The organism is Streptococcus porcorum, from assembly GCF_053203725.1.
The window spans coordinates 62,911-74,539 of record NZ_JBRUDG010000007.1; the positions used below are offsets into that span (position 1 = coordinate 62,911).

Annotated in this window: 14 protein-coding genes and 1 pseudogene; 14 read left to right on the forward strand and 1 reads right to left on the reverse strand. The window is 38.7% G+C overall.

Annotated elements, in window-relative coordinates:
- The 11 genes from pnp (at position 1) to rpsI (ending at position 9,140) form a co-directional block, all read left to right on the forward strand.
- The gene (gene pnp, locus ACVRWY_RS03075) at positions 1-2,136 is read left to right on the forward strand and encodes a polyribonucleotide nucleotidyltransferase (RefSeq protein ID WP_354367577.1); all 2,136 of its coding nucleotides are present in this window, start codon (positions 1-3) and stop codon (positions 2,134-2,136) included.
- The gene (locus ACVRWY_RS03080) at positions 2,126-2,881 is read left to right on the forward strand and encodes an SseB family protein (RefSeq protein WP_354367579.1); all 756 of its coding nucleotides are present in this window, start codon (positions 2,126-2,128) and stop codon (positions 2,879-2,881) included. The genes pnp and ACVRWY_RS03080 overlap by 11 nt, the downstream gene beginning before the upstream one ends.
- 16 nt (positions 2,882-2,897) lie before the next feature.
- The gene (cysE, locus tag ACVRWY_RS03085) at positions 2,898-3,482 is read left to right on the forward strand and encodes a serine O-acetyltransferase (RefSeq protein WP_354367581.1); all 585 of its coding nucleotides are present in this window, start codon (positions 2,898-2,900) and stop codon (positions 3,480-3,482) included.
- A gap of 19 nt (positions 3,483-3,501) precedes the next feature.
- Positions 3,502-3,693: a hypothetical protein gene (locus tag ACVRWY_RS03090; protein ID WP_354367583.1), complete on the forward strand. Its 192-nt coding sequence runs from the start codon at positions 3,502-3,504 to the stop codon at positions 3,691-3,693.
- Between the two features lie 6 nt (positions 3,694-3,699).
- Positions 3,700-5,046, forward strand: coding sequence for a cysteine--tRNA ligase (cysS, locus tag ACVRWY_RS03095; RefSeq protein WP_354367585.1), 1,347 nt, complete (start codon positions 3,700-3,702; stop codon positions 5,044-5,046).
- Complete coding sequence (locus ACVRWY_RS03100; protein WP_354367587.1) at positions 5,039-5,449, forward strand: Mini-ribonuclease 3; 411 nt, start codon at positions 5,039-5,041, stop codon at positions 5,447-5,449. Before cysS ends, ACVRWY_RS03100 begins: the two co-directional genes overlap by 8 nt.
- 142 nt (positions 5,450-5,591) lie before the next feature.
- Positions 5,592-6,569 carry an LPXTG cell wall anchor domain-containing protein gene (locus ACVRWY_RS03105; protein WP_354367589.1) on the forward strand — a complete coding sequence of 326 codons (978 nt, stop codon included), beginning with the start codon at positions 5,592-5,594 and terminating at the stop codon, positions 6,567-6,569.
- 120 nt (positions 6,570-6,689) lie between these two features.
- The gene (gene rlmB / locus ACVRWY_RS03110) at positions 6,690-7,418 is read left to right on the forward strand and encodes a 23S rRNA (guanosine(2251)-2'-O)-methyltransferase RlmB (RefSeq protein WP_354367591.1); all 729 of its coding nucleotides are present in this window, start codon (positions 6,690-6,692) and stop codon (positions 7,416-7,418) included.
- A gap of 1 nt (position 7,419) precedes the next feature.
- Positions 7,420-7,938: an NYN domain-containing protein gene (locus tag ACVRWY_RS03115; protein ID WP_354367650.1), complete on the forward strand. Its 519-nt coding sequence runs from the start codon at positions 7,420-7,422 to the stop codon at positions 7,936-7,938.
- A gap of 341 nt (positions 7,939-8,279) precedes the next feature.
- Positions 8,280-8,726: a 50S ribosomal protein L13 gene (gene rplM, locus ACVRWY_RS03120; protein ID WP_354367593.1), complete on the forward strand. Its 447-nt coding sequence runs from the start codon at positions 8,280-8,282 to the stop codon at positions 8,724-8,726.
- A gap of 21 nt (positions 8,727-8,747) precedes the next feature.
- The gene (gene rpsI / locus ACVRWY_RS03125; RefSeq protein ID WP_354367595.1) at positions 8,748-9,140 is read left to right on the forward strand and encodes a 30S ribosomal protein S9; all 393 of its coding nucleotides are present in this window, start codon (positions 8,748-8,750) and stop codon (positions 9,138-9,140) included.
- A gap of 109 nt (positions 9,141-9,249) precedes the next feature.
- On the opposite strand, the gene ACVRWY_RS03130 is transcribed toward rpsI, so the two are convergent.
- Positions 9,250-9,861 (reverse strand): tyrosine-type recombinase/integrase, encoded by a 612-nt coding sequence (locus ACVRWY_RS03130; protein ID WP_435533029.1) that lies wholly within the window; start codon positions 9,859-9,861, stop codon positions 9,250-9,252.
- A gap of 15 nt (positions 9,862-9,876) precedes the next feature.
- On the opposite strand from ACVRWY_RS03130, the pseudogene ACVRWY_RS03135 reads away from it, so the two are divergent.
- The 3 genes and pseudogenes from ACVRWY_RS03135 to ACVRWY_RS03145 form a co-directional block, all read left to right on the forward strand.
- A pseudogene (locus ACVRWY_RS03135) lies at positions 9,877-10,047 on the forward strand (DUF5960 family protein); the annotation flags it as partial.
- A 56-nt stretch (positions 10,048-10,103) separates the two neighbouring features.
- On the forward strand, positions 10,104-10,733 hold the full coding sequence (locus ACVRWY_RS03140; protein ID WP_354367597.1) for an AbiTii domain-containing protein: 630 nt from the start codon (positions 10,104-10,106) through the stop codon (positions 10,731-10,733).
- Positions 10,733-11,320 carry a hypothetical protein gene (locus ACVRWY_RS03145; RefSeq protein ID WP_354367599.1) on the forward strand — a complete coding sequence of 196 codons (588 nt, stop codon included), beginning with the start codon at positions 10,733-10,735 and terminating at the stop codon, positions 11,318-11,320. The genes ACVRWY_RS03140 and ACVRWY_RS03145 overlap by 1 nt, the downstream gene beginning before the upstream one ends.
- Positions 11,321-11,629 lie beyond the last annotated feature (309 nt).

Genomic DNA, 11,629 nt, shown 5'->3' on the forward strand with positions numbered 1-11,629 from the left:
ATGTCAAAACAAGTATTTGAAACAAGGTTTGCAGGGAAGCCTTTAGTCGTTGAGATTGGACAAGTGGCCAAGCAAGCTAATGGCTCTGTTCTTGTCCGCTATGGAGAGTCTACGGTACTCACAGCAGCGGTCATGTCTAAAAAGATGGCAACAGGTGATTTTTTCCCACTTCAAGTTAACTATGAAGAAAAGATGTATGCTGCAGGGAAATTTCCAGGTGGCTTCAACAAGCGTGAAGGACGTCCAACAACAGATGCGACCCTGACAGCTCGCTTAATCGACCGTCCGATTCGTCCGATGTTTGCAGAAGGTTTTCGCAATGAAGTTCAGGTGATTAACACGGTTCTTTCTTACGACGAAAATGCCTCTGCCCCAATGGCAGCCATGTTTGGAAGTTCACTGGCTTTATCTATCTCAGATATTCCCTTTAACGGACCGATTGCAGGTGTGCAAGTGGCTTATGTTGATGGAGATTTTATCATCAATCCAAGCAAGGCTGAACAAGAAGCTTCTGCTTTAGAACTAACAGTAGCAGGTACCAAAGATGCCATTAACATGGTGGAATCAGGGGCTAAGGAATTGAGTGAAGAGGTTATGCTTGAGGCCCTATTAAAAGGTCATGAGGCTATTCAAGATTTAATCACCTTCCAAGAAGAAATCGTTAGAGCTGTTGGTAAGGAAAAAGCGGATGTTGAACTTTTGCAAGTTGATGCTGACTTACAAAGAGAGATTGTGGCTCAGTACAATGCTGACCTCCAACAAGCTGTTCAAGTAGAAGAAAAGCTGGCGCGTGAAGCTGCCACTCAGGCTGTCAAAGAGCGTGTGACAGCTGAGTACCAAGAAAAATTTGCGGAGTCAGAAGAGTTTGAGCGTATCATGCGTGATGTTGCAGAAATTCTTGAGCAAATGGAACATGCTGAGGTACGTCGCTTAATCACAGAAGATAAGATTCGTCCTGATGGCCGTCGTGTCGATGAGATCAGACCTTTGGATGCAGAGGTGGATTTCCTTCCTAAAGTTCATGGTTCAGGTCTCTTTACCCGTGGGCAAACTCAGGCTTTATCTGTTTTGACACTTGCTCCGATGGGGGAAACTCAAATTGTAGATGGTCTTGATGACGAGTACAAAAAGCGCTTTATGCATCACTACAACTTCCCACAATATTCTGTTGGTGAGACAGGGCGTTATGGGGCTCCTGGTCGCCGTGAAATTGGTCATGGTGCTTTAGGTGAGCGTGCCCTTGAGCAAGTTTTACCGAGCTTGGAAGAGTTTCCTTATGCCATCCGCTTGGTTGCAGAAGTATTAGAGTCTAACGGTTCATCCTCTCAAGCCTCTATTTGTGCTGGCACCTTGGCTTTGATGGCTGGAGGTGTTCCGATTAAAGCCCCTGTTGCTGGGATTGCAATGGGCTTGATTTCAGATGGTCAAAACTATACGATCCTAACGGATATTCAAGGTCTTGAAGATCATTTTGGTGATATGGACTTTAAAGTAGCGGGAACGCGTGAGGGGATTACAGCCCTTCAAATGGATATCAAGATTGAAGGAATTACACCACAAATCTTAGAAGAAGCCCTAGCTCAAGCTAAGAAAGCCCGTTTTGAAATTTTGGATGTCCTTCATACAGCCATTCCAGAAGTTCGTCCTCAATTGGCACCGACAGCACCAAAAATTGATACCATCAAGATTGATGTAGATAAGATCAAGATTGTTATCGGTAAAGGTGGCGAAACGATTGATAAGATTATTGCTGAAACAGGTGTCAAGATTGATATCGATGAAGAAGGTAATGTCTCAATTTACTCTTCTGATCAAGCAGCTATTGATCGAACTAAAGAGATTATTGCTAACCTTGTGCGTGAAGCTAAGGTTGGTGAAGTTTATGAAGCTAAAGTGGTGCGGATCGAAAAATTCGGAGCCTTTGTCAACTTGTTTGATAAGACGGATGCCCTAGTTCATATCTCAGAGATGGCTTGGAGCCGTGTTAATCGTGTTGAGGACCTTGTTGAGGTTGGAGATGTGGTCACTGTTAAAGTTATCAAAGTTGACGATAAAGGACGTGTCGATGCTTCAATGAAAGCTCTTTTACCACGTCCACCAAAAGTAGAGAAAAAAGAAGAAAGCCATGACAAATAAATTAAATAAAGAATTTGATCTGCGTTTGCGTGCTTTTATCAATGCACCAGATAACTATTTAGAAAGTATTGGTCTCGTCAATTGTTTCCATGCTTTTCCTGTCCTAGCTAGTAAGGAAGCTTATGCAGTGGAAATTGAGGGCAAGCGTGTGACCCCTGTTTTTACAGATGAGGAAGACTGCCTAGCCTTTCAAGAAAGTCAAGCCAGTGCGAAAAATCAAGAGTGGGTATTACGCTCAGCTCTTGATGTTTTACGTGAGGTGATTGAGCTAGGTTTGGCTGGTTTAGTGTTTAACTTAAAGCAAAGAGGAGATGCTGGTAATTCAACTTTTTTTGCTAGCCATGACATGATTCAGTTTGTAAATAGTTTTACCCTAACCTTGAATCATATTATGGGGGAGAAAAATAAGGCGGCAGATCAGTTAGAGAAATACTATTTGATTCCAGCTTTCATTCATCCAACTGAGGATGGAAGTGAGGATCGTTTGTTTCCAACCATGTCTAATCCAGATGGCGAGAGTTATGTGCCAGTCTTTTCAGATTTGATGAGTTTTGCTAAATGGTACAATCAAGACGATTTCGGTGGGAACTTTAGGCAAGCCCAAGGGCGTGTGATGACTTGGAAAATAGCAGATTTGATCCATCCAGAAATGGGTGAAAATGATATTGATGATACCAAGGGCATTGTGATTGATCCTTTTAATGAGGACATGGTGATGCTGACTTGGGAAATGATTAAACAGTAAAGATAAAGGAGACACTATGGGGTGGTGGAGAGAAACGATTGATATTGTAAAACAAAATGATCCAGCAGCGAGAACAAGCTTGGAGGTTCTCTTAACTTACCCTGGTGTCAAGGCTTTAGCGGCCCATCGCTTATCCCATTTTTTGTGGAATCATCATTTTAAACTGCTGGCTAGGATGCACAGTCAATTTTGGCGTTTTTGGACCAATATTGAAATTCATCCAGGAGCTCAGATTGCACCGGGTGTTTTTATTGACCATGGTGCCGGTTTGGTGGTTGGTGAAACCGCTATTGTTGAGTCAGGTGTCATGCTTTATCATGGTGTGACGCTTGGAGGAACAGGAAAAGATGTCGGTAAGCGCCATCCGACAGTCCGAAGAGGCGCCTTAATCTCTGCCCACTCTCAGTTAATTGGTCCTATTGAGATTGGAGAAAATGCTAAGGTTGGAGCGGCCGCAGTAGTCTTGTCTGATGTGCCAGCTGATGTGACAGTGGTTGGCGTTCCTGCTAAGGTGGTCCGTGTTCATGGGCAAAAAAATGAAACTGCTATTAAAACGATTGAGCAAAGGCGTGAAGAAAGTTATCATTCTGCTAGACTTTAAGCTATTTTAGGTGATTAAGATGATTTGGAAAAATTATTGGATCAATATTTTGACAGTTGGGTTAGCTTTGGTGTTGATGCTTTTACATTTTAAAGATCATCAGTGGCAACTTGGTTTGTTTTGGCTTGTTTTTGCTGGAGCAAGTGTAGCTTTAGCCTTTGTCAAAAAGCGTAAACTAGATCATCTTGTAAAGGATGATGAAAGAGGATAATAAGAGATGACAATAAAAATCTATGATACCTTAACGCGTTCCCTACGTGAATTTTCTCCTTTGATAGAAGGGCAAGTTAAGATGTATGTCTGTGGACCAACGGTTTATAACTATATTCATATTGGTAATGCACGTAGTGTGGTGGCTTTTGACACTATCCGTCGTTACTTTGAATACCGTGGATTTGAAGTGGCCTATGTTTCTAACTTTACAGATGTAGATGACAAAATTATCAAAGCGGCAAATGAAGCAGGTGTGACAACTAAGGAATTGTCAGACCAGTTTATTGCTGCATTTAAAGAAGATGTCAAAGCTCTAGGAGTCAAGCCTGCTACTAGCAATCCGCGCGTGATTGATTATATGGATCAGATTATCTCATTTGTGGAAGAGTTGATTAAAAAAGATTTTGCCTATGTGTCAAAAGGGGATGTTTATTTTCGTGTGGCAAAATCAGACAACTATGCAAAGTTAGCTAATAAGACTTTAGCTGATCTGGAAGCAGGTGCTTCTGGACGTGTGGATAATGAGGCTGATTTGAAGGAACACCCCTTTGATTTTGCACTTTGGAAGACTGCTAAAGCAGGTGAAGTTTCATGGGAGAGCCCTTGGGGAGCTGGGCGTCCAGGTTGGCATATCGAGTGTTCTGTAATGGCGACAGAATTATTAGGAGATACTATTGATATTCATGGTGGTGGTGCAGACTTAGAATTTCCGCATCATACTAATGAAATTGCACAGTCAGAAGCAAAAACAGGCAAAAAATTTGCAAATTATTGGATGCACAATGCTATGCTTAACATCAATGATGAAAAGATGTCCAAGTCACTAGGTAATTTTTTGACGGCTCATGATATGCTTCAAGAAATTGATGGGCAGATCTTACGCTTCTTTTTGGCTACTCAGCACTATCGTCGCCCTTTAAATTATACAGACAAGGCCATTCATGATGCGGAGGTAAATTTGAAATACCTCAAAAATACTTACCAACAACCCTTTACGGATAATACCGATATAGAGGCTTTGGATCAGTATATTTCAGCCTTTACATCAGCCATGGATGATGATTTTAATGCAGCTAATGGGATTACAGCAATTTTTGATATGGCTAAGTGGATCAATTCAGGTCACTATACTGAGGCTATCAAAGCAGCATTTGAGAAAATGTTGGCTGTATTTGGCATTGTCTTTGAAGAAGAGGAACTTGATACTGATATTGAAAGATTAATTGAGGAGCGTCAAGTAGCGCGTGCCAATCGTGATTTTGCAACTGCTGATCGCATCCGTGACCAATTGGCAGAAAAAGGGATAAAACTTCTTGATACCAAAGATGGTGTGAGGTGGACACGTGATTGATGTCAAATTGATTAACGGTATCGCCTTGGCTTTTGAGGGAGATGCCATCTATTCCACCTATATTAGAAAGTATTTGATCTTTAAGGGGCAGACTAAGCCCAATCAATTACATCGTGAGGCTACAAGGTATGTTTCTGCCAGAGCACAAGCTTACTTAGCAACTCAATGGATGACACAAAACCTTTTGACAGAAGAAGAAGAAGCAATTTACAAGCGTGGCCGTAATGCTACTAGTCATACAAAAGCAAAAAATGCAGATGTGATTACCTATCGGATGTCCACAGGCTTTGAAGCCGTCATGGGCTATCTTCACATGTTAGAGCGTATTGAGCGTTTAGAAGAGTTGATTCAGTGGGCAATTCAAACGATCGAGTCACAAGAAAATGAAACGAAAAACGGATGATAAGCATCCGTTTTTTTTGTTTTTGTAATATTTGTAATAATTTGTCATAAAAAAGTAAAAAATCTTGTATAATTGCTTGAAAAACGCTTACAAAGGTATATAATAGAAGTATAAAGAGTACTAAAATGAGGAGGAGAGAATGATGAAATCACGTAGATTATTTGTAACATCTTTAGCTACTATGGCTTTGTTGGCTGGAAGTCCGTCAGTTGTGGCTTTTGCTGATAATGCTACAACTTCTGATACAGCATCTATGGCAACTGTTACCACTGATAATGTGAACTTTTTGATTGAAACAGTAAGTGAAAACGATCAGACAAAAATGATTGTTACCTTACCTAGCGCCCTAACTGCTGGTGGAAATCTTAAGGTAGATTTGCTAAATAGTTCAGGTAAAGTGGTTTCTGACATCACTTATGCCGTTCCAAAAGGTAGTACCACATTTAATTTTTGGTTTACAATGAAAGGAATGCCAGCAGGGGATTATGTTATCAAGGCTAACCTAGATGAAGCAGGTGTGGGATTACGTAGTGGTACCACTATGTTTACCTACCAACCTACAGCAACATCAACTACAGCCAGTTCAGAAGTAGCCAGTCAATCTAGTTCTACTGTGGCTTCTGCATCTGTCAGTGATAGTGTTGCGACATCTACTAGCACTGTGGCAAGCTCTGAAAGTCAAGCGGTAGAAAGTTCTACCTCTACTAGTGTGGCCGCATCAGAAAGTGTTTCAGCTAGCCAGGTCGCTTCTGAGAGTCAATCGACTCAAGCATCTGCTAGTACCTCAGCTAGCCAGGTCGCTTCTGAAAGTCAATCAACTCAAGCATCTGCTAGTCAATCCACTGCAACATCTACAGCCGTTACTAGTGCAGCTTCTTCAACTTCAGAAGTATCAGCAAGTCAACAGACTGCTAGTCAAGCTGCAACTAAAGCCAGCGCATCCAGTGTTAGCAGAGCAACAAAAGGAGCGACTAAACCTGTCACACGTGCTGGTAAATCTGTTCTACCAAAAACAGGGGAAGAAACTTCAGTTTACCTTACTTATGCTGGTTTTGTTAGCTTCTTAATTGCAGGTCTTGTTGGTTTGTTTAAAACTTACCATCCAAAACATAAAATGTAGTCTAAGCTAGTCCTATCAAAAGATGATGCTTGAGCAGAAAGCTGGGGATTTTCTCCAGCTTTTTTAGAATGGATAGGCTTTGGAGCTCCTAGTGAGTTAAAACTGTGCTATAATAAGGGCATGGAACAAAATGATATCGTATATGGTGTGCATGCAGTGACAGAAAGCTTGCTTGCCAACACAGGAAATAAACTCTATCTACAAGATGACCTTCGTGGGAAAAATGTGGAGAAAATCAAACAACTAGCAGCAGAAAAAAAAGTTTCCATCTCTTGGACGCCTAAAAAAACCTTGTCTGAGATGACAGAAGGAGCCGTCCATCAAGGATTTGTTCTTCGGGTATCCGAATTTGCTTATAGTGAGCTGTCTGTGATTTTAGAAAAAGCAGAGCAGGAAGATAATCCCCTTATTCTCATTTTAGATGGTCTTAATGATCCACACAACTTCGGTTCTATCTTGCGAACAGCAGATGCGACTAATGTTTGTGGTGTGATTATCCCTAAACATCGTGCCGTCGGTGTTACTCCAGTTGTTGCTAAAACATCAACAGGTGCAGTGGAACATATCCCTATTGCTCGTGTCACTAATCTTAGTCAGACTCTTGATCAGCTTAAAGCAGCAGGTTTCTGGGTCTTTGGGACTGATATGGACGGCACACCATCACCTCAATGGAACACGTCAGGAAAACTTGCTCTTATCATTGGCAATGAAGGCAAGGGGATTTCTGCTAATATCAAAAAACAGGTAGATGAGATGGTGACGATTCCTATGAATGGACATGTCCAAAGTCTCAATGCTAGTGTAGCAGCAGCCTTGTTGATGTATGAGGTTTTTAGAAATCGTGGCTAAGATGAAACGTCGTATTTTGATTGTTGATGGTTATAATATGATTGCTTATTGGCAAGAGACTAAGCACTTTTTTAAAACCAATCAATTGGAAGAAGCGCGTGACCTATTGTTGAAAAAACTGAGTCATTATGCTGGATTTGAAGAGTTAGAGATTATCTGTGTTTTTGATGCCCAATATGTCCCAGGTGTTAGACAGGTTTACGATCACTATCAGCTACAGGTTGTTTTTACAGAAGAAGGGGAAACTGCCGATGCCTACATTGAACGTTTGGCAGGTCAGTTCAATCGCCTCACAACGCGTGTATCTGTGGCAACCAGTGATTTGAATGAACAATGGTTAATCTTTTCCCAAGGAGCTTTGAGGGTTTCAGCCAGAGAGCTGGAAAAAGATGTTAACCAATTAAGAAAAGACGTCGCAAGCTTTAAAAAGGATTTGGATTTGACCAAGCCCCCTTTACGTCCTTGGAATGCAGACCAACTCGATCAACTACAAGATATGTTAGACGAGTTGGGAAAATAATGATGATCACAATTAATTAATGGTTACGAAAAAAACGGTTGGAAATGCTCCAGCCGTTTTTCGTTTCACGTTAAACGCTATTAAAAAATGAGGCCCAAAATGGAAGGTTTAGTGCTTGTTTTAGATACGATATACCAGAGGATAGTTTAATAGTATAAACAAAAAATTTAATTTGGTGAAAAGTAAAAAAATCCTAGCAAATGACTTGACGATTGAGGTTAAATTTTGGTATGATTATAAGCGGTATTGTTTACCCCATTTGAAAGGCCCCGGAACCCTTCAAATAACTCGCGGACCGGAACATCCGCCTAGTAAACAAAAACGATTATATAGGAGAAATCATGAACAAAACAACATACATGGCTAAGCCAGGTGAAGTTGAACGCAAATGGTATGTAGTTGACGCTACTGATGTACCTCTTGGACGCCTTTCAGCAGTAGTTGCTAGCGTACTTCGTGGTAAAAACAAACCAACATTTACACCTCACACTGATACAGGTGACTTTGTTATCGTTATCAATGCTGAAAAAGTTAAATTGACTGGTAAAAAAGCAACAGATAAAATCTACTACACTCACTCACTTTACCCAGGTGGATTGAAACAAATCTCAGCAGGTGAATTGCGTTCTAAAAATGCTGTTCGTTTGATTGAAAAATCTGTTAAAGGTATGCTTCCGCACAACACTCTTGGACGTGCGCAAGGTATGAAATTGAAAGTATTTGTAGGTGGTGAGCATACACACGCTGCACAACAACCAGAAGTACTTGATATTACAGGTCTTATCTAAGAGGAAAGGAGCATCTAAGTAATGGCACAAGCACAATACACAGGTACTGGTCGTCGTAAAAACGCGGTTGCACGCGTACGTTTGGTTCCAGGTACTGGTAAAATCACTATCAACAAAAAAGATGTAGAAGAGTACATCCCACACGCTGACCTCCGTTTAGTTATCAACCAACCATTTGCAGTAACATCAACTGCAGGTTCATATGACGTTTTCGTTAACGTTGTAGGTGGTGGATATGCTGGTCAATCAGGTGCGATCCGTCACGGTATCGCGCGTGCACTTCTTCAAGTTGATCCAGATTTCCGTGATTCATTGAAACGCGCTGGTCTTCTTACGCGTGACGCACGTATGGTTGAACGTAAAAAACCAGGTCTTAAGAAAGCACGTAAAGCTAGCCAGTTCTCTAAACGTTAAGAAACGGCTACAATACTGCATTTACAACACTTCATGGTTCACACCATGGGGTGTTTTTTTGATATTTTTTAGCAAAGTTCACACCACTTTTCACACCAAATTCACACCATTATTTTTTCAGATTTCGGTAGGCAATTTCTTCAACTATTTTGGGGATAGTGTCAATGACATTGATATAACCTTTAGTGGTCTCTGAATCACTGTGTGTAAGAGCTTCTGAAATTTGACTAAAAGAATACCCAGCCAATTTGGCTAATGAAGCAGCTGTGTGACGTCTTTCGATAGATTTCATTCTATAATTTAAATAATCAATATGAAGTCGCTTATTAACACCTCCTTTTCTATCTTCAAAGGTAAAGACAAACTGTTTATTAGTTTGGCGGATTTTATATTTTTTAAGAATTGATTTTTGTTCTTCTTTCCATTTAGCAAGAATAGTCATTAAGAGATTGGAAACAATAAAACTTGTCTTTCTCTTACCTTTAGTAGATTTTACATTACCGAATCTATCTAGTGCCTGTACAATATAAATCTTATTGTTAGCAAAGTCAATATGTTTCCATTGAAGTGCATATGTTTCAGATTTCCTATCTGAAAGCAGAAAAGTTGTATAGAAAAGGGAATAATCCATATATGTTAGGTCACCATTATGCAGGTCTTCTTCAATAGCGTTAAGCCATTGAGGTAGCTCATGACTGGTTAAAATACCTCTCTTCTTCATCTTTTTCTCGCTCAAGATGATATTCTATTGTCTATGGCTTTATCTCATAAGAATTATTTTAGGCTCAATAAGCAAAAGTCGGTAGATGGTCGAGACCATTATTTTCATTTTCAGGTTACTTTGGATTCGGATAATAAGAATATTAGAGTTTTTCGGTATTTAAGTAGAACAGAATCAATAATTTAGGTCAGCAATGTGATATACTGAAATAAAAAATCTGTCTGACAAAGGAGATTGGGCTAATGGCAAAAAGTCAAATAATTAAAGATATAGCACTTGATAATATTTCTTTGGAGAGTGCTTTACATAGATTGTTAGTAATTACGTACTCCTTGAAAAATGAGGAGCTTCTTCTATGGATAGAAAGGGAGTTAAACGGATACTCAGAAGAACATACGATTCCTAACTATCGGAAGAATATATCATATATGATACTTTACACTGGCTTTAATGCTAGTACTCAAGTGACAAATCAGCCATTATCAGAATCATATTTTACTAAAGAAATTAGAGAGATTCTAGAGAATAGAGTTATTTTAGATGGAATAAATACTGTAGAAGAGATTTTAAAAAAAGATAGGGAGCCATCATATAATTTAATAGAATGCGCTGGTATGGTTAATAAGAATAGCAACGGATACATTAAATGTGTCAGATTAGAGCAAGTTTTAAGTAGAACAAATTTTTCTGAGTTAATCAGCAATGTAAAGTTTAGAATAATTGAAATTTTATTGGATTTAGAGCAAGAATTTGGTGTTTTAGATAATCTTGATATTGATACATCTGACAAAACTAAAGATGAACTAAGTAAAGTTAATGCTGAAATTACTAGAAAACTTTATTTTGATGGAAGTAGTGGGGAATTTTTTTAGTGGAAATTTTAAAAAACAAAGAAGTTTCTTTGCTCATAATTGGTGCTCTAATATCATTATTTTCTACTTTAATTGGATTTTTTGCTCAAACTTATTTTACGTATATACTATCAAATAGAGGAAAAGTTCATATCTACATTAAATCAGTTTATAATAAATCGACAAGGGAGGCGTGGGGATTTAGTGAATCACAAAGTGGGATGGTATTTGATGTTCCTTTGTGGATAGAATTGCACAATACAAAGTCAACTAAACAAATTATAAGAAATTTAAATCTATCCCTATATTATCGAAATAAATATATGTGTAATATGGTACAGGCAACTCATTATGATACTAAAGAAGGAAAAGAAAGCTTTGGAGATAATGGGTCATACTCTTTCTTATTAAACGGTAACGAAATCAAAAGATTCGATTTAGAATTTATTTTGCTACAGAAAGATTTTAAAGGTGAAGATTTTGATGAAGTAAGGCTATCATATTATGATACAAGAGATAAACATAAAGAAGTAAGCATTTTTAAGCTTAACTCTTCTTGGGAAGTAACAAATAATAAGATTGATGATGACTGGAGAAAGATAGTCTGAAAGAGTGATACTTAGTTTAACTTTCTGAAAAACAACTATTTTTTGGAAAGATGAATCCATTATCTAAAATAAATTATTTAACTTAACTGAATCTATAAAAGAAGTGATACCTCACTTCTTTTTTGTTGCTCATGTTTATATTTATTATAAGTTATATCATATATTCTATGTTCAAAAAATCTGTAGTAGAATTGAGGATAAAGGTTGTTTTTATAAAAACAATTATATTTTAATTAATTAAACATTTGACATTTTTTATAAAAAAATTGTTTTGATTTGCATAAAAATTATTGACATATTAATCGGGGG